The sequence below is a fragment of the Serratia sp. CY29653 genome (assembly GCF_052169255.1).
Taxonomy (GTDB): Bacteria; Pseudomonadota; Gammaproteobacteria; order Enterobacterales; family Enterobacteriaceae; genus Serratia; species Serratia sarumanii.
Genome location: NZ_JBJNLC010000007.1, coordinates 134,439 through 154,297, shown reverse-complemented (window position 1 = coordinate 154,297; position 19,859 = coordinate 134,439). Strand labels below are relative to the sequence as shown.

General features: G+C 61.1%; 17 protein-coding genes. 7 read left to right on the top strand and 10 right to left on the bottom strand.

Going from position 1 to position 19,859, the window contains the following annotated elements:
- Positions 1–31: 31 nt before the first annotated feature.
- Positions 32–2,347, top strand: a complete 2,316-nt coding sequence (gene feoB / locus ACJ8HN_RS22805; RefSeq protein WP_041037026.1) for a Fe(2+) transporter permease subunit FeoB — start codon at positions 32–34, stop codon at positions 2,345–2,347.
- The gene (locus ACJ8HN_RS22800; protein ID WP_033636318.1) at positions 2,347–2,586 is read left to right on the top strand and encodes a FeoC-like transcriptional regulator; all 240 of its coding nucleotides are present in this window, start codon (positions 2,347–2,349) and stop codon (positions 2,584–2,586) included. The genes feoB and ACJ8HN_RS22800 overlap by 1 nt, the downstream gene beginning before the upstream one ends.
- 43 nt (positions 2,587–2,629) lie before the next feature.
- On the opposite strand, the gene ACJ8HN_RS22795 is transcribed toward ACJ8HN_RS22800, so the two are convergent.
- Positions 2,630–2,914 carry a YdgH/BhsA/McbA-like domain containing protein gene (locus ACJ8HN_RS22795; RefSeq protein ID WP_004930765.1) on the bottom strand — a complete coding sequence of 95 codons (285 nt, stop codon included), beginning with the start codon at positions 2,912–2,914 and terminating at the stop codon, positions 2,630–2,632.
- Between the two features lie 270 nt (positions 2,915–3,184).
- Positions 3,185–3,955, bottom strand: coding sequence for a pimeloyl-ACP methyl ester esterase BioH (gene bioH, locus ACJ8HN_RS22790; RefSeq protein WP_033655249.1), 771 nt, complete (start codon positions 3,953–3,955; stop codon positions 3,185–3,187).
- 40 nt (positions 3,956–3,995) lie between these two features.
- On the opposite strand from bioH, the gene gntX reads away from it, so the two are divergent.
- A complete protein-coding gene (gntX, locus tag ACJ8HN_RS22785) occupies positions 3,996–4,679 on the top strand; it encodes a DNA utilization protein GntX (RefSeq protein ID WP_033636320.1) in 684 nt (227 codons plus the stop codon).
- A gap of 58 nt (positions 4,680–4,737) precedes the next feature.
- Positions 4,738–5,313, top strand: coding sequence for a Fe-S biogenesis protein NfuA (gene nfuA / locus ACJ8HN_RS22780; RefSeq protein ID WP_004930777.1), 576 nt, complete (start codon positions 4,738–4,740; stop codon positions 5,311–5,313).
- Positions 5,314–5,383: 70 nt separating this feature from the next.
- Here the strand turns inward: nfuA and malQ are convergent, their stop codons facing one another.
- Both malQ and malP read right to left on the bottom strand, forming a co-directional pair.
- Positions 5,384–7,474 carry a 4-alpha-glucanotransferase gene (gene malQ, locus ACJ8HN_RS22775; protein WP_442524002.1) on the bottom strand — a complete coding sequence of 697 codons (2,091 nt, stop codon included), beginning with the start codon at positions 7,472–7,474 and terminating at the stop codon, positions 5,384–5,386.
- A 9-nt stretch (positions 7,475–7,483) separates the two neighbouring features.
- Complete coding sequence (gene malP / locus ACJ8HN_RS22770; protein WP_041037034.1) at positions 7,484–9,889, bottom strand: maltodextrin phosphorylase; 2,406 nt, start codon at positions 9,887–9,889, stop codon at positions 7,484–7,486.
- A gap of 460 nt (positions 9,890–10,349) precedes the next feature.
- Here malP and malT point away from each other — a divergent pair, with 460 nt between their 5' ends.
- The gene (malT, locus tag ACJ8HN_RS22765; RefSeq protein WP_033649340.1) at positions 10,350–13,064 is read left to right on the top strand and encodes an HTH-type transcriptional regulator MalT; all 2,715 of its coding nucleotides are present in this window, start codon (positions 10,350–10,352) and stop codon (positions 13,062–13,064) included.
- 3 nt (positions 13,065–13,067) lie between these two features.
- On the opposite strand, the gene ACJ8HN_RS22760 is transcribed toward malT, so the two are convergent.
- The 6 genes from ACJ8HN_RS22760 to ulaA are packed head-to-tail and all read right to left on the bottom strand — an operon-like array spanning position 13,068 to position 17,494.
- Positions 13,068–13,754, bottom strand: coding sequence for an L-ribulose-5-phosphate 4-epimerase (locus ACJ8HN_RS22760; protein ID WP_033638611.1), 687 nt, complete (start codon positions 13,752–13,754; stop codon positions 13,068–13,070).
- On the bottom strand, positions 13,705–14,613 hold the full coding sequence (locus tag ACJ8HN_RS22755; protein ID WP_442524000.1) for an L-ribulose-5-phosphate 3-epimerase: 909 nt from the start codon (positions 14,611–14,613) through the stop codon (positions 13,705–13,707). The genes ACJ8HN_RS22760 and ACJ8HN_RS22755 overlap by 50 nt, the downstream gene beginning before the upstream one ends.
- A gap of 9 nt (positions 14,614–14,622) precedes the next feature.
- On the bottom strand, positions 14,623–15,279 hold the full coding sequence (locus ACJ8HN_RS22750) for a 3-keto-L-gulonate-6-phosphate decarboxylase UlaD (RefSeq protein ID WP_033636325.1): 657 nt from the start codon (positions 15,277–15,279) through the stop codon (positions 14,623–14,625).
- A gap of 16 nt (positions 15,280–15,295) precedes the next feature.
- On the bottom strand, positions 15,296–15,763 hold the full coding sequence (gene ulaC, locus ACJ8HN_RS22745) for a PTS ascorbate transporter subunit IIA (protein WP_033636326.1): 468 nt from the start codon (positions 15,761–15,763) through the stop codon (positions 15,296–15,298).
- Between the two features lie 10 nt (positions 15,764–15,773).
- Positions 15,774–16,082: a PTS ascorbate transporter subunit IIB gene (gene ulaB, locus ACJ8HN_RS22740; protein WP_033636327.1), complete on the bottom strand. Its 309-nt coding sequence runs from the start codon at positions 16,080–16,082 to the stop codon at positions 15,774–15,776.
- A gap of 14 nt (positions 16,083–16,096) precedes the next feature.
- Positions 16,097–17,494 carry a PTS ascorbate transporter subunit IIC gene (gene ulaA, locus ACJ8HN_RS22735; protein WP_033636328.1) on the bottom strand — a complete coding sequence of 466 codons (1,398 nt, stop codon included), beginning with the start codon at positions 17,492–17,494 and terminating at the stop codon, positions 16,097–16,099.
- Between the two features lie 353 nt (positions 17,495–17,847).
- Between ulaA and ulaG the strand changes: the two genes are divergently transcribed.
- Entirely contained in the window at positions 17,848–18,912 is a 1,065-nt protein-coding gene (ulaG, locus tag ACJ8HN_RS22730) for an L-ascorbate 6-phosphate lactonase (RefSeq protein ID WP_049195640.1), read from the top strand.
- A 112-nt stretch (positions 18,913–19,024) separates the two neighbouring features.
- Positions 19,025–19,780 (top strand): HTH-type transcriptional regulator UlaR, encoded by a 756-nt coding sequence (gene ulaR, locus ACJ8HN_RS22725; RefSeq protein ID WP_442523999.1) that lies wholly within the window; start codon positions 19,025–19,027, stop codon positions 19,778–19,780.
- The last annotated feature ends 79 nt before the right edge of the window (positions 19,781–19,859 follow it).

Below are 19,859 nucleotides of genomic sequence, written 5' to 3'. Positions count from 1 at the left end.
GCTGTTCTCCTTGAAGACGACACGCTGAACTATGAAAAAACTCACCATCGGCTTAATCGGTAACCCGAACTCCGGCAAAACCACGCTGTTCAACCAGCTGACCGGCGCACGCCAACGGGTCGGCAACTGGGCGGGCGTGACGGTCGAACGCAAAGAAGGCCATTTCACCACCCCGCAGTCCGACGTACGGCTGGTCGATTTGCCCGGCACCTACTCCCTGACCACCATTTCAGAGCAAACCTCGCTCGACGAGCAGATCGCCTGCCACTACATTTTGAGCGGCGACGCCGATCTGCTGATCAACGTGGTCGACGCCTCCAACCTGGAGCGCAACCTCTACCTGACGCTGCAGCTGCTGGAGCTGGGCATTCCCTGCATCGTGGCGCTGAACATGCTCGACATCGCCAAAAGTCAGCATATCGATATCGACGTCGCCGCGCTGTCGGCGCGCCTCGGCTGCCCGGTAGTGCCGATGATCTCCACCCGCGCCGACGGCATCGGCGTGCTGAAACAGATGATCGACAATCATCACATCAACGAACAGCAGGCGCTGGTGAACTACCCACCGCTGTTGCTGAAAGCGGTCGCCACGCTGAGCGACGCCATGCCGCAAACGCTGCCGGCGGTGCAGCGCCGCTGGCTGGCATTGCAAATGCTGGAAGGCGACATCTACAGTCACCGGCTGGCTGGCCCCGCCGTCGCGCTGTTGCCTGCGGCTGCCCAGGCGTTGCAACAGCAGCAGCAGGAAGACCCGGCGCTGGTGATCGCCGACGCGCGCTACCAGTCCATCGCCGCCCTGTGCGATGAGGTCAGCAACTCGCAGCAGGCGATGCCCAACCGTCTGACCGAGCTGCTGGATAAAGTGATCCTCAACCGCTGGCTGGGCGTGCCGATCTTCCTGCTGGTGATGTACCTGATGTTCCTGCTGGCGATCAACATCGGCGGCGCGCTGCAGCCGATCTTCGATATCGGCTCGGCGGCGATCTTCATTCAGGGCATTCAGTGGCTCGGCTACACCCTGCACTTCCCCGACTGGCTGACCGTTTTCCTGGCGCAGGGCGTCGGCGGCGGCATCAATACCGTGCTGCCGCTGGTGCCGCAGATCGGCATGATGTACCTGTTTCTGTCGTTCCTGGAGGATTCCGGCTACATGGCGCGCGCGGCGTTCGTGATGGATCGCCTGATGCAGGCGCTCGGGCTGCCGGGCAAATCCTTCGTGCCGCTGATCGTCGGCTTCGGCTGCAATGTGCCGTCCATCATGGGCGCCCGGACGCTGGATGCCCAGCGCGAGCGCCTGATCACCATCATGATGGCGCCGTTCATGTCCTGCGGCGCCCGTCTGGCGATCTTCGCGGTGTTCGCCGCCGCCTTCTTCGGCCAGGACGGCGCCGGGGTGGTGTTCTCGCTGTACATGCTCGGCATTGCGGTGGCGATCCTTACCGGCCTGGTGCTCAAATACACCCTCATGCGCGGCGAAGCCTCGCCGTTCGTGATGGAGCTGCCGGTCTACCACGTGCCGCACCTGAAAAGCCTGCTGCTGCAAACCTGGCAGCGGCTGAAAGGCTTCGTACTGCGCGCCGGCAAGGTGATCGTGGTGGCCAGCATATTCATCGGCGGCCTGAACAGCTTCTCGTTCAGCGGCAAGACGGTCGACAACATCAACGACTCCGCGCTGGCCTCGGTCTCCAAGGTGCTGACGCCGCTGCTGCAGCCGATGGGCGTCCACAGCGATAACTGGCAGGCCACCGTCGGGCTGGTGACCGGCGCGATGGCGAAAGAAGTGGTGGTCGGCACGCTGAATACGCTGTACACCGCCGAGCGCATCAACAAAGAAGCGTTCGACGCCGCCAACTTCAACCTGCTCGATGAACTGGGCGGCGCGCTGCACGAAACCTGGGAAGGCCTGAAAAATACCTTCAGCCTGAGCGTGCTCTCCAACCCGATCGAAGCCAGCAAGGGCGACGGCGAGATGGGCGTCGGCTCGATGGGCGTGATGAGCAGCAAATTCGGCTCCGGCATTTCCGCCTACAGCTATCTGATCTTCGTGCTGCTGTATGTGCCTTGCGTCTCGGTGATGGGCGCCATCGCCCGTGAATCGAGCCGCGGCTGGATGACCTTCTCTATTCTGTGGGGGCTGAACGTGGCCTACTCGCTGGCGACGCTGTTCTATCAGGCGGCCACCTTCAATCAACACCCGCAGTACAGCCTGACGGCGATCCTGGCGGTGGTGCTGGTGAATCTGCTGGTGCTGTTCGGCCTGCGCCGGGCGCGCAGCCGCGTCACGGTGCGCCTGGGCAACGCCACGCCGGCGGCCTGTTGCCAGAGCGCCAAAGGGAGCTGTCACTGATGGCCGGGCTGCTGCAGGTGCGCGATGCGCTGGCGCTGCGCGGCAGCGCCCAGGCGCAGCAGCTCAGCCACTCGCTGGCGACGCCGCTGCCGCTGGTGCAGGCGATGCTGGACCGTTTGACAGCGATGGGGAAAGTGGAACGCATCGAACAGGATGACGGCGCCTGTCTGAGCGGCAGTTGCAAAAGCTGCCCGCAGGGGCAGGGGTGCAGCACGGTGTTCTACCGGCTGAAGGCCTGACGATCAGGGGCGCCATGACGGGCGCCCCTTTGCCGTTCAAGGCTTATTGCTTGTCTTTGTAAACTTCGGCGATGGCGCTGAATTTACCGTGTTCGCGGCCTGCCAGGATCACGTAGTATTGACCGCCCTTTTCGTCCGCCAGTTTGGACAGCTCTTCCTTGGCATCCATCGGTGACGTGGTTTCCGCCGTCGTGGTGACGGTGCCGATCTTCTCGTATTTACCCGGGTTCTTATCCAGATCTTCCTTGGTCAGCAGGGTTGCCGCCATGGAGCCGAAAGACACCGAACCCAGCACTGCCGCTGCAATAATCATCTTCAATGATTTCATGACACTAACCTCTCAATGGATAATTTATCTGTTATGAAAGCCGTCAAGAATCCATGCGTAGTACCGCAGGCTGCCGCGACATCCTCAGGCCTCGTTGCTTTCCCTGACGGGGCCTGTTTCCCAGAGACGAAACGCCAAAATGAAAAGCGCCGCACGCGGTCTTTTCATTTTGCAGCCAACGCATTGACTCACTAAGTATCGAACAGCTTTGTCTTTTATCCACCCGGCGGCGTTTTTTTTAGCGCCCTATCGTGCGATTTCCCACCGGATTCAATGTGCTGCAATAAACGCTTCGATCATCGTCACAAATTCATCGGGATGAGAGATAAACGGCGCATGGGCGGCTTTGGCCACGATCTGCGACGCAGAATGCGGCCAGGCGGCATCGAGCAGCTCGGCGACCTTGCGCGGCACCAGCCCGTCCAGATAGCCGTAGATCCGCAGCAGCGGCAGATTCAACGCCGCCAGCGGCACGCGCAGATCGGCGGTACGCAGGATCTCCAGCCCGCCGTTCAACACCTCGACGCTCGGGGTCGGTTGGCTGAGCACCACCGCTTTCAGCTGGCGCGCATCCTGACGCGCGCTCTCGGTGCCCAGCGTCTGCAACGCCAGAAAACGCTCGACGGTGCGCTGGAAATCCAGACTCAGCTGATGCTGGAAACCGCTCAGCACGTCCGGGCGGATCCCCGGCCACTCATCGCGGGCGGCAAAGCACGGCGAGGAGGCTACGGTGATCAGCCCCTTGACCCGCTCGGGCTGCATCAGCGCCGCCTGGCTGGCCACCAGCCCGCCGAGCGACCAGCCTAGCCACCAGGCCTGCGGCGGGGCGGCCGCCAGCACGATTTCCGTCATCTGCGCCAGCGACAACGCGCCGAACCCCTGGCTGCGGCCATAACCCGGCAGATCGACCAGGTGCAGGCGAAAATGCGGCGCCAGTCGCGCCTGAATGCAACTCCACACTTCGGCGTTCAAGCCCCAGCCGTGCAGCAGCACAAGATCGCGTTCGCCCTCACCTATTGTTTGCCAGTACAGCGCTGTCATTGGTTATTGTCCTTTCATGCTTATCCGTCTCGGAGGCTCTATGCTATCAATCCGCAGCCGCTGTTGGCTATGCCGACAGCCGTTGAGCCTGATGCGTCATGGCATCTGCAGCTGCTGCCTGCGCCATCTGCCGGCCCACCCGCCGTGTTGCCCGCGCTGCGGATTGCCCGCCGGGGAAACACAAACCCCCTGCGGCCGCTGCCTGCAACGGCCGCCGCCCTGGCAGCGGCTGGTGTTCGTCGGTGACTACGTTGCGCCCCTCAGCCAACTGGTAAAGAGGTTCAAGTTTCACCGCGCGCCCGAGCTGGCGCCGACGCTGGCGCGCCTGATGCTGTTGCGGTGGCAGCAGGCGCGCAGAGAGCAGAATCTGAACAGACCCGACCTGATTTTAGCGGTACCCTTGCATACATCACGCTGTTGGCGCCGTGGTTATAACCAGAGCGATCTGCTGGCCCGGCCGCTGGCGCGCTGGCTGGGCTGTGCCTATCGGCCCGCCGCTTTGCGCCGGGTGCGCAAGACAGCCCTGCAACAGCGGCTGAGCGCCGGAGCGCGCAGGCGCAATTTGCAGCGCGCTTTCATCTGCACGGTGCCGGTCGCCGGCCGGCATATCGCCCTGGTGGATGACGTGGTGACCACCGGCAGCACCGTCGCGGAGATCGCGGCGCTGTTGCGGCGGCAAGGCGCCGCCTCGGTGCAGATATGGTGCGTTTGCCGCACGTTGTAGTGCCACGGCAATGGGCGTATTATAACCGACTATAGAAGTCAACTATTGAGCTAATGCTATGATCCGTATAACAGATGCTGCACAGGAACACTTTGCCAAACTGCTGGCAAATCAAGAAGAAGGCACCCAAATCCGCGTATTCGTGATCAACCCGGGCACGCCGACGGCCGAATGCGGTGTCTCTTATTGCCCGCCGGACGCGGTAGAAGCGACGGATACCGAACTGAAGTTCGACAAACTGTCCGCCTATGTCGATGAGCTGAGCGCGCCGTATCTGGAAGACGCCGAAATCGACTTCGTGACCGACCAGCTGGGTTCTCAGCTGACGCTGAAAGCGCCAAACGCCAAGATGCGCAAGGTCGATGACGACGCGCCGCTGATGGAGCGCGTGGAATACGTGCTGCAGTCGCAGATCAACCCACAGCTGGCGGGCCACGGCGGCCGCGTGACGCTGATGGAGATCACCGACGACAACATGGCGATCCTGCAGTTCGGCGGCGGCTGTAACGGTTGTTCGATGGTCGACGTCACGCTGAAAGAAGGCATCGAGAAAGAGCTGCTGCAGAAATTCCCAGAGCTGAAAGGCGTGCGCGATTTGACCGAGCACCAGCGCGGCGAGCACTCCTATTACTGATCCCCGGCGCTCGCGCCGCGGTGGATAACACAATGCCGGAAGGGGGAAACCCGTTCCGGCATTGTCGTTTTCAGCCCACCGACACCTTGCGCCGCCGTTTGTCCAAATCCTTCAGCAACCGGTTTATCCGCGGATCGGCGAACATCTCCTCCAGCGTTTCGGTCAGCTTGCGCCGCCAGTTAGGGTATTGATCGCTGGTGCCGGGAATATTGACCGGATCGGCCATGTCCAGCCAGTCTTCCGGCTGCAGGCCGAGCAGGGCGCTGGCGCTGTCGGCGACATAACGCTGCAGGCCGCGGTTGAGCAGCGGGCTCATGCCGAGCAGCGCCGCCTTCTTGCCCACCTTCTGCGGCACGCAGCCGTAATGATGCAACCCATCCAGCAGCCCCTGCTTGGCGCGTTCCCGATCGGCGAACAGCGCCCGCAGGATCTCCGCATCCGGGTAAAGGCCCAGCCGGTTGCCGAGCGTGAGATCGTCGCTTTGCCAGTAGCCGCGCAGCGTCGGCAGATCGTGGGTGGTGATGGTCGCCATCGCCTGCACCGGATAGGCCTGCGGCGCGCGGAAATGGTGTTCGCCGTCGCTTTCGAAATACAGCACTTTGTAGGAATAGACGCCGCTGTCGCGCAGCTTGCCGACGATCTCCACCGGCACGGTACCGAGATCCTCGCCGATCACCATGCAGCGGTGGCGCTGGCTTTCCAGCGCCAGCACCGCCAGCAGATCGTCCACCGGGTATTTGACGTAGGCGCCGCGATCGGCGGTTTCGCCATACGGGATCCACCACAGCCGCAGCAGCGCCATGACGTGATCGATGCGCAGCGCGCCGCAGCTGGTCATGTTGGCGCGCAAAAGATCGATGAACGGCTGATAACCGCGCGCCGCCATCACGTGCGGATCCATCGGCGGCAAGCCCCAGTTTTGCCCCAGCGGCCCCAGGATGTCCGGCGGCGCGCCGACCGACGCTTTCAGGCAGTACAGTTCGCGGTCACACCAGGTTTCCGCCCCGCCTTCCGCCACCCCGACCGCCAGATCGCGATACAGGCCAATCGGCATCTGCTGCTGCCGGCTCTGTTCGAAACACTGCGCGAACTGCGTGGCCGCCAGCCACTGCAGCCACAGGTAAAAGCGGACCGCGTCCTGATGCTCATCGCAGAACTGCCGCACCGCTTCGCTCTGCCCACGCCGATAGCGCTCGGGCCAGGCCGGCCAGCCCCACTGGCTGGCGTCTTTGGCCGCTAGGTGGGCATGCAGCGCATCGAACGCCGCCTGCTGATACAGGCTTTCGCCGCCCTCAGTCACGAACCGTTCGAACGCCTGACGCTGCGCGTCGTTCGGCTTGCGCACCTGAAACAGCGGGAACGCCAGCTTCAGCCCCGCCAGCTTCAGCTGCATCACGGCGGTGTAATCCACCCACTCCGCGGCGCGCGCCTTGGCCAGCTGCTTCTGCGTCGCCGGCTTCTGCCACCAGCGCTGAGCCGCGTCGCTGCGTTGGAAATCCTCCACCGCGTTGACGTCGATATACGCCAGATTCAGCCAGCGGCGCGACGAGGGGCTGTAGGGGCTGGCGCTCTCCGGGTTGGCCGGATACAGCGCATGGATCGGATTGAGGCCGACGAAAGCGCCGCCGCGTTCCCCCACCTGCTCCACCATCAGGCGCAGATCGCCGAAATCGCCGATGCCCCAGTTGCGATCGGAACGCAGCGTATACAGCTGAACGCAGGCGCCCCACAGTTTCTTGCCGGTCAGCAAGGCGTTCGGCTCGAAGCAGCGCCTCGGCGCGACGATCACTCGGCATGACCACTGCCGCGCGCCCTGGCTCAGCGTCAATTGGTGATAGCCCGCCGGCAGATCGCCCGGCAGCGTCAGGGTCTTGCGCGCGCCGACGCGCCCCTGCAGGCATTCGCCGTCTTCACGCTGCAGCGCCCACAGGTACTCGCCTTCGCCCGCCGGGGTCAACGCCAACGGCGCGCCCTGATAGAACACCTTGACCGCCGGTAACGGCGACGCCGCCCCTTCCTGCGCGGCTTCGGCCCGATTCATGGCCGCCAGCAGCTTGCGCTTGGTCTCCGGTTCAATCGCCTGCCGCTTGCCGTGGGCATTGATGAAATCGGCGGCGATCCCCGCCTGTGCCGCCGACTGATCGATACGCTTGCGATCCATTCGTTCTCCTTAACGTTTGGCTTGCCAGATGCGCTGCTGGTAATCGCGGATCGAACGATCCGAGCTGAACATGCCGACGCGCGCGGTGTTAAGGATAGTCCGCCGCGTCCATTCGTCCCGATCGCGGTACAGTTCATCGACCCGGCTTTGCGCCTGGCAATACGAGGCGAAGTCCGCCAACACCAGATAGGGATCGCCGCCCTCCAGCAGGCTGTGCAGCATCATGTCGAACGCGTGCTTGTCGCCGTGGCTGAACGCGCCGCTCGCCAGCTCATCCAAAATCGCCTTCAGGTGCTTGTCTTTCTTGCGGTAGCTGAGCGGATCGTAGCCCTTCGCCAGTATCGCCTTCACCTGCTCCACGGTATTGCCGAAGATAAAGATATTGTCTTCGCCCACCTGCTCGGCGATTTCGACGTTGGCGCCGTCCAGCGTGCCGACCGTCAGCGCGCCGTTCAGCGCCAGCTTCATATTGCCGGTGCCGGAGGCCTCTTTGCCGGCGGTGGAGATCTGCTCGGAGATATCCGCCGCCGGGATCATCAGTTCGGCCACCGACACGCGGTAGTCGGGAATGAACGCCACTTTCAGGCGGTCTTTCACCAGCGGATCGTTATTGATCTTCTCGGCCGCCTGGTTGATCGCGTAAATGATGTTCTTCGCCAGGTAGTAGCCCGGCGCCGCCTTGGCGCCGAACAGGAAGACGCGCGGCACGATGTCCAGATTCGGGTTGTCGCGCAGCTGGCGATACAGCGACAGGATGTGCAGCAGGTTCAGGTGCTGGCGTTTGTACTCGTGCAGACGCTTGATCTGCACGTCGAAAATCGCGTCCGGGTCGAGCGTCAACCCCATCACGCCGTGCACGTAATGAGCCAGCGCCACCTTGTTGTCGCGTTTGATCTGCTGATAACGCTGGCGGAACGCCGCGTCGTCGGCGAATTTTTCCAGCCCGCGCAACGCGTCGAGATCGTTCGCCCATTCCACCTTCAGCGTCTCGTCGATCAGGCCCGACAGCGCCGGGTTGCACTGTTTCAGCCAGCGGCGCGGCGTGATGCCGTTGGTGACGTTATGGAATTTGTTCGGCCACAGCTGGTGATATTCCGGGAACAGATCCTTCACCACCAGATCCGAGTGCAGCTGCGCCACGCCGTTGACCGCAAAGCCGCTGACCACGCACAGGTTGGCCATGCGCACCTGCTTGTTGTGGTGAACCGCCAGTTTGGCCCACACCGCCTCGTCGCCCGGCCAGTGCTTATCCACCAGTTTTTTGAACCTGGCGTTGATCTGTTTGATGATGGAGAAATGGCGCGGCAGCAGGCTGCGCACCAGTTTTTCATCCCAGCACTCCAGCGCTTCCGGCATCAGGGTGTGGTTGGTATAGGCGAAAGTGTTGCTGGTGATCGCCCAGGCCGCCTCCCACTCCAGCTGGTGTTCGTCCAGCAGAATGCGCAGCATTTCCGGAATGGCGATGGTCGGGTGGGTGTCGTTCAGTTGGATCACTTCGTACTTCGGCAGCTCTTCAATCTTGCGGCCGGCCTGATGGTGCTTGCGCAAAATGTCCGCCACCGAGCAGGCGCACTGGAAATACTGCTGCATCAGGCGCAGGCGCTTGCCGGCCTGATGGTTGTCGTTCGGGTAGAGCACCTTGGTCAGCTTGTCGGCTTCTACGCCCTGCTTCTCCGCCTGCAGGAATTTGCCGTCGTTGAAATCGCTCAGGTTGAACGGATGCTGATGGGTCGCCTGCCACAGGCGCAGCGGCTGCGCCACGCCGTTGCGATACCCCAGCACCGGCAGATCCCAGGCTTCGCCGCGCAGGGTGAAGGCCGGGCGCCATAGTTCGCGGCCGTCGGCCTGCTTTTCCAGCTTGCCGCCGATGCCTACGTCCACCGCCAGCGCGGCGTTGTGGCGGAACCACGGGTAGCTCTCGCGCTGCCAGTTATCCGGCGCCTCTTGCTGCTGCCCCCCCAGGAACGACTGGCGGAACAGCCCGTACTGATAGTTCAGCCCATACCCGGTGGCCGGTTGCTCCACCGTCGCCATCGAGTCAAGGAAACAGGCCGCCAGCCGCCCCAGCCCGCCGTTGCCCAGCGCCGGATCGGTTTCCTGCTCCAGCAGATCCGCCAGCTTGACGTTCTGCTCCGCCAGCGCCTGCTCGACGGTGTCGTACCAGCCCAGGTTGATCAGGTTGTTCGCCGTCAGCCGGCCGATCAGAAACTCCATCGAGATGTAGTTCACGTGGCGCAGCGGTTTGGCGCTTTTGCGCGGCGCCGGCTGTGCGGCCAACTGCTCGGCCAGCGCCGCACTGACGGCTTCCCACCATTGATGTTGCGTCATCTGCTGTGCGGAACTGAGGCCGAACCGTTGCCACTGACGGGCAAGCGCCGCCAGAAAAGCATCCTTCTTGAGCGTAGGCTGTGACATAAGGAAAACTCTCTATCCAGTAAGTGGGTCAAATTGCCGCTATCGTGCCGGTGAGAAAGCCTGACGGCATCATCCCGCCTGGGGATTAGCTGGGGAGGAGGATTGGGGCGTAGCTGGAATTGTGATCTCAGGCACTGTTTGACTCCCTTGCGACGATGCAAAAAAGCCCGCCAACGCGTGCGGCGAGCACTGAGAACGTTAGCCATGACGTTAGCACAAGTATTCGCACTGCTGAAGTTTTGTGCATGGCCGGAAATGCGATCTGCAACCGCATCGCCGCGCGCCGACGCCAAACGTAAAAAAGTGTGATCGATAGCAACTTAACTCCAAGCCGATGCGGAAGCTTGTTGCAATACGTTTAGGGTTGGCAGAAGTTAGGGGGAGCTATTAATTACGAACCATAAAATAATTAGCGCCACTCCAATCCCGGCGGGAACCGCGATTTATACCCTGGAATACTATGCTGATCCCATCAAAACTGAGCCGCCCGGTACGGCTACAAAATACCGTGATCCGCGATCGCCTGCTGGCCAAACTGGCCAGCGCGGGCAACTATCGCCTGACACTGGTCAATTGCCCGGCGGGATACGGAAAAACCACGCTGATCGCCCAATGGGCGGCCGGCAAGGCCGATCTGGGCTGGTATTCGCTGGACGAGAGCGACAACCAACCGGAGCGCTTCGCCAGCTACCTGATCGCCGCGCTGCAGCAGGCCAGCGGCGGCCGCTGCGTCAAGAGCGAGGCGCTGAGCCAGAAACACCAGTACGCCAGCCTGTCGGCGCTGTTCGCCCAGCTGTTTATCGAGCTGGCCGACTGGCACCAGCCGCTGTACCTGGTGATCGACGACTACCATCTGATCACCAACGACGCCATTCACGAAGCCATGCGCTTCTTCCTGCGCCATCAGCCGGAAAACCTGACGCTGATCCTGCTCTCGCGCACCCTGCCGCCGCTCGGCATCGCCAATCTGCGGGTGCGCGATCAGCTGCTGGAAATGGGCACGCAGCAGTTGGCGTTTACCCATCAGGAAGCCAAACAATTCTTCGACTGCCGCCTGGCGGCGCCGATGGAACAGCAGGACAGCAGCCGCCTGTGCGACGAAGTCGAAGGCTGGGCCACCGCGCTGCAGCTGATCGCGCTGTCGGCCCGCCAGTCTGCCTCGTCGGCTCAGCTGTCGGCCAAGCGGCTGGCGGGGCTGAACGCCAGCCACCTGTCCGACTATCTGGTGGACGAAGTGCTGGATCACGTCGATGCCGAGGCGCGCGCCTTCCTGCTGCGCTGTTCGGTGCTGCGCTCGATGAACGACGCGCTGATCGTGCGGCTGACCGGCGAAGACAACGGCCAGCAGCGGCTGGAGGAGCTGGAGCGCCAGGGGCTGTTTATCCACCGCATGGACGACACCGGCGAATGGTTCAACTTCCATCCGCTGTTCGCTTCTTTCCTGCGCCAGCGTTGCCAGTGGGAGCTGGCGCTGGAGCTGCCGGGGTTGCACCGCGCCGCCGCCGAGGGCTGGCTGGCGCTGGGGTATCCGGCGGAGGCCATTCACCATGCGCTGGCGGCCAGCGACGTCAGCATGCTGCGCGATATCCTGCTGCAACACGCCTGGTCGCTGTTCCACCACAGCGAACTGGCCTTGCTGGAGGAGTGCCTCAACGCGCTGCCTTATGAGCGCCTGATCCAAAATCCCAAGCTGGCGCTGCTGCAGGCCTGGCTGGCGCAGAGCCAGCACCGCTACGGCGAGGTCAACACCCTGCTGGAGCGCGCCGAGCGCACCATGCGCGAGCAGAAAATCGAGATAGACCAAACGCTGCACGCCGAGTTCGACGCCTTGCGCGCCCAGGTGGCAATCAACGCCGGTAAACCGGAAGAGGCCGAGCGGCTGGCGACCGAAGCGTTGAAATTCCTGCCGCTGTCCAGCTATTACAGCCGCATCGTCGCCACCTCGGTGACCGGCGAAGTGCACCACTGCAAGGGCGAACTGGCGCGCGCGCTGCCGATGATGCAGCAAACCGAGCAGATGGCGCGTCGTCATCAGGCCAACCATTACGCGCTCTGGGCGCTGCTGCAGCAGAGCGAAATCCTCATCGCCCAGGGCTTCCTGCAGGCCGCTTACGAAACCCAGGACAAGGCGTTCGAACTGATCCGCGAGCAACACCTGGAACAGCTGCCGATGCACGAGTTCCTGCTGCGTATTCGCGCGCAGATCCTGTGGTCGTGGTCGCGGCTGGACGAGGCGGAAGACGCGGCGCGCACCGGGCTGAAAATCCTGGCGAACTACCAGCCGCAACAGCAGCTGCAGTGCATCGCCATGCTGGCCAAATGCTCGCTGGCGCGCGGCGATCTGGACAACGCCAATACCCATCTGCAGCGCTGCGAAACCCTGCTGCACGGCGCCCACTACCATCGCGACTGGCTGACCAACACCGACAAGTCGCGGGTGATCCACTGGCAGATGACCGGCGACACCGCCGCCGCCGCCCAATGGCTGCGCCACACCGAAAAGCCCGGCATGGCGGACAACCACTTCACGCAGGGCCAGTGGCGCAACATCGCGCGGGTGCAGATCCTGCTCGGCCAGTATGAAGAGGCCGGCGTGGTGCTGGATGAGCTGAACGAAAACGCCCGCCGCCTGCGGCTGGTGAGCGATCTCAACCGCAACCTGCTGCTCAGCAACCAGCTCTACTGGCTGCAAGAGCGCAAGGGCGAAGCGCAGCAGGCGCTGATCGAAGCGCTGTCGCTGGCCAACCGCACCGGCTTTATCAGCCACTTCGTCATCGAGGGCGAAGCGATGGCGCAGCAGCTGCGACAGCTGATCCAGCTCAACACGCTGCCGGAGCTGGAACAGCATCGCGCCCAGCGCATCCTGCGCGACATCAACCAGCATCATCGGCACAAGTTCGCGCATTTTGACGAGAATTTCGTCGATAAGCTGCTGACCCATCCGCAGGTGCCGGAGCTGATCCGCACCAGCCCGCTCACCCAGCGCGAATGGCAGGTGCTGGGGCTGATCTATTCCGGCTACAGCAACGACCAGATCGCCGGCGAGTTGGACGTGGCGGCCACCACCATCAAGACGCACATCCGCAACCTGTATCAGAAACTGGGCGTGGCCCATCGCCAGGAAGCGGTGCAGCAAGCGCAGCAGCTGTTGAAGATGATGGGGTACGGCGCCTGAGAGTCAGCGCTGGCCGTAATAGGCGCCGGCGCCATGTTTGCGGCTGAAATGCTTTTCCAGCAGATAGTCATCGATCCGTTTCAGGCCGGGGTTAATATCCCGGCTGATCCACGCCATTTTCGCCACCTCCTCCAACACCACGGCGTTATGCACCGCCTCATCCGGCGTCCTTCCCCAACTGAACGGGCCATGCTGATACGCCAGGATGCCGGGAATGTGCAGCGGTTCACGCCCTTTCAGGGTTTCGATAATCACCCGACCGGTGTTCAGCTCATATTCCCGCGCCACCTCTTCCGCAGTCAGCCCGCGTGTACAAGGAATGTCGCCGGAAAAATAGTCGGCGTGGGTGGTGCCGAGCGCCGGTATCGCTTCACCCGCCTGCGCCCAGGCGGTGGCATGGGTAGAGTGCGTATGCACCACACCGCCGAGTTGGGGGAACGCCCGATACAGCGCCAAATGTGTCGGCGTATCGGACGAAGGCCGCAGTTGCCCCTCGACAACCTCACCTCGCGCATTCACCACCACCATATCCTCAGCCCGCATCGTTTCATAAGGTACGCCGCTGGGTTTGATCACCACCAGCCCACTGGCCCGATCGATGCCGCTGACATTGCCCCAGGTATAGGTCACCAGCCCGTGCTCAGGCAACGCCATATTGGCTCGGTACACCTGACTTTTCAGTTGCTCCAGCATGCTCCCCCCTTATTTCCAACCCGGCCTCGACCATGCGTTCAACCACCCAGGCTTGCGCCTCCCGCACCGCCCGCAGCGGATCGTCCGCTTTCTCGCTCCACATCTCGAGCAGATAGGGGCCGCGATAGCCGCTCTGCAACAGCGTTTCGAAACAGCGCACGAAATCGACCACGCCCTCGCCGAACGGCACATTCTTAAACTCCCCCGGCCGCGTATCCTTAACGTGTACCGCCACGATATGTCCGCGCCCGGCCATGAGCTCCATCGGCACATCGTTGTCCCAGGCAGACAAGTTGCCGATGTCCGGGTACAGCTGAAACCACGGGTTATTCAGGTAGTGGGCATAGCCCAGCGCCTTGCTGATCGAGTTCATCAGCGGATAGTCCATGATTTCCATCGCCAGCATGACCTGCGCACGGCTGGCCATCTCCACCGCCTGCGCCAATCCGGCGCGGAACCGGGCGCGGGTCTGCGCAGTTGACTGCTGGTAATAAACGTCATACCCGGCCAGTTGGATCACCCGGATGCCGGTATCCTGCGCCAGCCGAATAGCTTTTCGCACGATCTCCAGTCCTCGGTCGCGCGTGGTGTCGTCTGCACTGCCCAACGGAAAACGCCGGTGGGCGCTGAGGCATAAAGAAGGGACGCGCACACCGCTCGCCGCAACGGCGCTAACCAAGGCGAGCCGCTGTTCAGCGCTCCAGTCCAATCGCGCCAGGCGGCCGTCGCTTTCATCGATCGACATTTCAACGAAGTCGAATCCCAACTCACCCGCCAGTTGCAGGCGCGTCAGCCAGTCCTCGCCCGGCGGCAACGCTTTCTCATAGATGCCCAACGGCACGGATTTGTGCAACATAACCGCTCCTCAGCCCCACAGCTGGGCAATGACGGATTTAAATTCCCGCGCCGCCGCGACCGGATCGGCGGCATCGCGAATGCTGCGTCCGGCGATAAAGACGTGGATGGGAATGCCCTGGAACAGAGGCAAATCCTCCAGCGCCAGTCCGCCGGTGACCGTCACCTTAAAACCCATCTCGCTCAGGCGACGCACCGCGCGGATATCGTCTTCGCTCCATGCGACCCCTGCGGCCTGCGCATCGCGGCTGCGGTGGTACACCACCTGACCCATTCCCGCTTCACGCCACGCCTGCGCCTGTTCCCAGGTCCAGAACCCCGTCAGTTCGATCTGCACGTCGCCACCGAACTCATGCGCTACCTGCAGGGCGCCCTTGACCGTATTGATGTCGGCACAGCAGATCACCGTGATCCAATCGGCATGCGCCTCGAAGCACATTCGCGCCAAAATCTGACCCGCATCGGCGATTTTTGCGTCCGCCAACACGATGCGATCCGGATACAGCGCTTTCAGATCGCGCACGGCGCGCACGCCTTCCGCCACGCACAAAATAGTGCCGACTTCGATGATGTCGACTTCGGCCGCGATCAGGCGAGTCGTGTCGTAAGCCGCGGCCATGGACAGGTTATCCAGCGCCACCTGCAACATCGGTAAATGCGTGTTCATTGTTTGTCTCCTTCAATCAATTCGCCGCCGTAGACGTTTTGTCGATCAACGCCAATACCTCGCTCGCGTGGCGACAGGCCCGCAAGCGATCGAAGTTCGCCTCATCTTCAAACAGGTTCACCACTTGCATGATCCCCACCTCCTGATGCGTTTTGGCGTCCACCGCCGCCAGGGTGATCAAGATGTCTATCGGATCGTTGTCCTCATCGCCGAAACACACCGGCGTTTTCAAGGTGACCAAGGCGAAGCCGGTTTTCAGCACCCCTTCCTCCGGCCGGCCGTGCGGCATCGCCAGGCCCGGCGCCAGCACGAAGTAAGGGCCGTGCCGTTCGACGCCGGCCAAAATGGCGTCGAAATAGCGCGGTTCCACCACCCCGGCAGCCACCAGCAAATCGACGCCCAACCGCACCGCCTGCCGCCAGTCAGCAGCCTCCGCCTGCAGCTGGATGGCGTTGTTTTGCGCCAACGAATCGCTCAGCTTCATCACTCGCTCCTTACTGCTTCAAATCTTGCGGAAAATGCGTGCCGATAACTTCCATCAGCTTCGGGCCGAAGTCCGCCGCCGAGAGCATATTGCGCACCCCAACCACATATTTGTTGCCGCTCACGACGATTTCGTCGGCGACATGGGTGGAAGCAATGATGATGTCGGCCCCGTTCAACTCGGATTTGTATTCCCCCACCGCACAGCTGTTGACCGAATGATTCACACCTTGCTGCGTTAAAAATTGGTCGACTTTCATTTTCATGATCATGGAACTGCCTTGCCCGCAACCGCATACCGCCAGGATTCGTACCGTCATAATCTGCACTCCTATTAACGTGACGCTGGTTCAACCGATTGTTTTTCAGCATCTTCTTCCGCACGCAGGGTGCGTCCGGCGAAGAACATGTACAGCAGGGCGATAACGATCACCACCCCCATAAACCACAGGCCCAGACTCAGCCCCTGCATCAGCGGCGGCGCCAGAATCGACCAGTCCGCCATGCCCATCCAGGCGCTTAGCCCGGTCAGTTTGATGGCCCACACGCAGCCGAAGATCTCTATCATTCCCATCACCAGACAGATCTTCATCGCCGCGCGCCAGCCGCCGAAGTGGTTAGCGAATACGCCGATGGTGGCGTTAGAAAAGAACATGGGAATGAAACCGGGAATGATCATGATGGAAGAGCCGAGCGCCAACAGTATGCCGACGGCGATCAGTTGGCCGATGGTGCCCCACATAAAACCCCACACCACGGCGTTGGGCGCGAAGCTATAAATGGCGGCGCAGTCGATGGCCAGTACCGCGCCGGGGATCAGACGTTGGGATATGCCGTTAAAGGCCTCGGTCAATTCGGCGACGAACATGCGCACGCCCTGCACGATGATGAAAATCGCCACCGCGAACATCAGCCCGGTTTGCAGGATATAGATGCTCCAGTGGGTTTTACCGGCCATCGCCTGCAGAGTGTCCAAGCCGAACGAGCACAGAATGATGCCGAAAAACAGCGTCATCACGATGGCGGTGGACACGATGTTGTCATGGAAAATGTTCAGCCACCCGGGCAGCTTCAGATCTTCCACGCTGTCCTCTTTTTTACCGAGATACGGTGCGGCCTTGTATGCCAGCCACGAAGCGAACTGCTGTTGATGCCCGATCGAGAAGCCGCTGTTTTCCGTTACCGCCTGCGTCGGCTTGAACATCATGTTGGAGGTGATGCCCCAGTACAGTGAAGCCAATAGCGCGCTGCACAATACCGTCGTCCACATGCCGTAACCCAGAATGTAGAAAAATACCGCGATCAGCCCGACCTGCTGAAACATGATGTGGCCGGTGAGCATGATGGTACGAATCCCGGTAATACGCCGCAGCAGTACGTAGAGAATGTTCAGCGCCAATGCCAGCAATACCGCGTAGCCGACCCAGCTGTAGGCGTCCCCCATACGTTCGATGGTGGCCATCATCGAAGCATAGGTGTCCGAAATCGCCCCGTTGATGCCGTATACCTCAGACAACTTCGCCACAACGGGTTTGAACGTGCCGGTCAGGATGCCGGAGCCGGCCTGCAATAACATGAAACCGATAATGGTCTTGATGGTGCCTTTGATGATGACCGCCGCGCTTTTGCGCAGCAACGTGTAACCCAGCAGTGTAACCAGCCCCAGCAGCAGCGGCGCATTGGTCATCACCTGGTTAAAAAAGACGGTGAAGATGGTGTAAAGGGTTTCCATACGGCTCTCCCGGAAAGGTTGGCGTGCAGGTAACGCTTTCACCATATCAATCACCAACAATCACAAAAAGATCATAAATGATTATTTGTGAACAACCTCGCAAGATAAAAATCAATTCCACTAACATTCAATGAATTAGGCAACATTCATTTTATTAGCCATTGAATTTAATAACAGTAACCAGGAGAAGCATAAGCGTCATGGGCAGTGTCGCACGCGAATAAGGCGGCGTTGACGGGAGCTAAGATCGTTGTCAGCTGAAAAAAACGATGCTAGATTCAATCAAAACAAGTCACATAAAATCTTAATGTGATTATTTATGATTTTATCATCACCGACAATGAGGAAAACCCATGAGTAAAGTCAACGACATCACCCGCGAGTCCTGGATATTGAACACCTTTCCCGAATGGGGCACTTGGCTGAACGAAGAGATAGAGCAGGAGAAAGTCGCGCCCGGCACCTTCGCCATGTGGTGGCTGGGCTGCACCGGCATCTGGCTCAAGTCTGAAGAAGGCGCCAACCTGTGCGTCGATTTTTGGTGCGGCACCGGCAAGCAGAGCCACGGCAACCCGCTGATGAAAACCGGCCACCAAATGCAGCGCATGGCCGGGGTGCGGAAACTGCAGCCGAACCTGCGCACCACCCCATTCGTACTCGACCCGTTCGCCATCACCCAGCTCGACGCCGTGCTGGCCACGCACGATCACAACGACCATATCGATGTGAACGTCGCGGCGGCCGTGTTGCAGAACTGTCCCGAATCCGTCCCGTTTATCGGGCCGAAAAGCTGCGTGGATATCTGGATCGGCTGGGGCGTGCCGCCGGCGCGCTGCATCACCGTCAAACCTGGCGACGTGATAAAAATCAAAGACGTCGAAATTCATGCGCTGGATGCTTTCGATCGCACGGCGCTGATCACATTACCGGTGGAACAAAAGGCCGCGGGCGTACTGCCGGACGGCATGGATCTGCGTGCGGTCAACTACCTGTTCAAAACGCCGGGCGGCAACCTTTATCACAGCGGCGATTCTCACTACTCCAACTATTACGCCAAGCACGGCAACGATCACCACATTGATGTCGCCCTCGGCTCCTACGGCGAGAACCCACGCGGCATTACCGACAAGATGACCAGCGCCGACATCTTGCGCATGGCGGAATCGTTGAACGCCAAGGTCGTGATCCCCTTCCACCACGATATTTGGTCGAATTTCCAGGCAGACCCGCAGGAGATCCGCGTGTTGTGGGACATGAAAAAGGATCGGCTCAAGTACGGTTTCAAACCCTTTATCTGGCAGGTTGGCGGCAAGTTCATCTGGCCGCAGGACAAAGACAATTTGGAATATCACTATCCGCGCGGGTTCGATGATTGTTTCACCCAGGAACCCGACCTGCCCTTCAAGTCTTTCTTGTAATCAACCGGTGTTGCATACTGATGCGCGCTTTTGAACGGCAATGATTCAAATCGTCAAACGGCGCGCATATAATCGAAGGCAACGACGTTCTTCTCACCCTGATGGAGCCCGCATGACAGAGTCCCAACGCCACAATGCCATTCTCGATCTCTTGCATCACAAGGGGCAAATCTCCGTGGCGGACGTGATCGCGGCGTTTGACATCTCTCCGGCCACCGCGCGCCGGGACATCAACAAACTGAATGAAATTGGCAAATTGCGCAAAGTGCGCAACGGCGCCGAAGCCACGCAAACCCCGCGCCCGGCCTGGACGCCGCTCAACATCCATCAAACCCAGCATCTCGATGAAAAAATGCGCATCGCGGCAGCGGCGGCGCAACTCTGTCAGCCGGGCGAAAGCGTGGTGATCAACTGCGGTTCCACCGCATTTCTGCTGGGGCGTGAAATTTGCGGCAAGCCGGTTCAGGTGATCACCAACTACCTGCCGCTGGCCAACTACCTGATCGAACAGGACCATGACAGCGTGGTGATCATGGGTGGCCAGTACAACAAGACTCAGTCGATTACCCTGGCGCCTCAGGACGGCGACGCGACGCTGTACGCCGGGCACTGGATGTTCACCAGCGGTATCGGCCTTACCGCCGAGGGTTTGTATAAAACGGATATGCTGACCGCCATGGCGGAGCAAAAGATGCTCAACTACGTCGGTAAACTGGTGGTGCTGGTCGACAGCAGCAAAGTCGGCCAACGCGCCGGCATGCTGTTCAGCCGCACCGAGCAAATCGCCATGGTGATCACCGGCCGCGCTGCCAATCCGGCGATCGTTGAGCAACTGCGTCAACAGGGCGTTGAAGTGCTGCTGGTGTGACAAAACCACACCCTTGCTCTGGTCTTAAACGCCGCCGAGTTGGTTACAATAGCGGCGTCCCCCAATTACGAGGCAGTCA

Bases quoted from the DNA above. Each gene is read 5' to 3' on its own strand.
- nfuA (WP_004930777.1), top strand. From the start codon at position 4,738: ATGATCCGTATAACAGATGCTGCACAGGAACACTTTGCCAAACTGCTG.
- ACJ8HN_RS22795 (WP_004930765.1), bottom strand. From the start codon at position 2,914: ATGAAATCATTGAAGATGATTATTGCAGCGGCAGTGCTGGGTTCGGTG.
- ulaR (WP_442523999.1), top strand. From the start codon at position 19,025: ATGACAGAGTCCCAACGCCACAATGCCATTCTCGATCTCTTGCATCAC.
- gntX (WP_033636320.1), top strand. From the start codon at position 3,996: ATGCTATCAATCCGCAGCCGCTGTTGGCTATGCCGACAGCCGTTGAGC.
- ulaB (WP_033636327.1), bottom strand. From the start codon at position 16,082: ATGACGGTACGAATCCTGGCGGTATGCGGTTGCGGGCAAGGCAGTTCC.
- ulaC (WP_033636326.1), bottom strand. From the start codon at position 15,763: ATGAAGCTGAGCGATTCGTTGGCGCAAAACAACGCCATCCAGCTGCAG.
- malQ (WP_442524002.1), bottom strand. From the start codon at position 7,474: ATGGATCGCAAGCGTATCGATCAGTCGGCGGCACAGGCGGGGATCGCC.
- ulaG (WP_049195640.1), top strand. From the start codon at position 17,848: ATGAGTAAAGTCAACGACATCACCCGCGAGTCCTGGATATTGAACACC.
- ACJ8HN_RS22755 (WP_442524000.1), bottom strand. From the start codon at position 14,613: ATGTTGCACAAATCCGTGCCGTTGGGCATCTATGAGAAAGCGTTGCCG.
- feoB (WP_041037026.1), top strand. From the start codon at position 32: ATGAAAAAACTCACCATCGGCTTAATCGGTAACCCGAACTCCGGCAAA.
- malT (WP_033649340.1), top strand. From the start codon at position 10,350: ATGCTGATCCCATCAAAACTGAGCCGCCCGGTACGGCTACAAAATACC.
- bioH (WP_033655249.1), bottom strand. From the start codon at position 3,955: ATGACAGCGCTGTACTGGCAAACAATAGGTGAGGGCGAACGCGATCTT.
- ACJ8HN_RS22800 (WP_033636318.1), top strand. From the start codon at position 2,347: ATGGCCGGGCTGCTGCAGGTGCGCGATGCGCTGGCGCTGCGCGGCAGC.
- malP (WP_041037034.1), bottom strand. From the start codon at position 9,889: ATGTCACAGCCTACGCTCAAGAAGGATGCTTTTCTGGCGGCGCTTGCC.
- ulaA (WP_033636328.1), bottom strand. From the start codon at position 17,494: ATGGAAACCCTTTACACCATCTTCACCGTCTTTTTTAACCAGGTGATG.
- ACJ8HN_RS22750 (WP_033636325.1), bottom strand. From the start codon at position 15,279: ATGAACACGCATTTACCGATGTTGCAGGTGGCGCTGGATAACCTGTCC.